Raw genomic sequence first — 484 nt, 5'->3', positions numbered from 1 at the left:
AGACAGAAGGAGGGCCCATGGCCCGGTATGTGCTGCCCGATCTGGATTACGACTATGGCGCGTTGGCGCCGTCGATTTCGGGGGAGATCAACGAGCTGCATCACAGTAAGCATCATGCGGCGTATGTGAAGGGCGCGAACGGGGACAAGCCGACGGGTGAGCTGGCGGCGGCGATCGATGAGGCGTTCGGGTCGTTCGATGCGTTCAAGGCGCAGTTCACGGCGGTGTCGACGACGATCCAGGGCAACGGGTGGGGTGCGTTGTCGTGGGATCCGCTGGGTAAGACGTTGATCACGCAGCAGTTGCGGGATCACCACAACAACCTGGTCCTGCCGACGGTGCCGATCCTGCTGGTGGATGTGTGGGAGCACGCGTTCTATCTGGATTACAAGAACGTGAAGCCGGATTACGTCAAGGCGCTGTGGAACATTTTCAACTGGGCGGAGATCAGCAAGCGGTTCGACAACGCCGTCGCGGGCGGCAA

1 protein-coding gene is annotated in these 484 nt (G+C 61.0%); it reads left to right on the top strand.

The genetic code is table 11. From position 1 onward, the window contains the following. Nucleotides 1-17 precede the first annotated feature (17 nt). Nucleotides 18-484 (top strand): superoxide dismutase (locus OO71_RS45985; protein ID WP_033296443.1); only part of this gene is annotated, 467 nt, incomplete at its 3' end.

Origin of the sequence: Amycolatopsis jejuensis (assembly GCF_000717335.1) — a bacterium.
In the GTDB taxonomy this organism is placed as follows: Bacteria; Actinomycetota; Actinomycetes; order Mycobacteriales; family Pseudonocardiaceae; genus Amycolatopsis; species Amycolatopsis jejuensis.
This window is presented reverse-complemented; position numbering and strand designations above follow the sequence as displayed.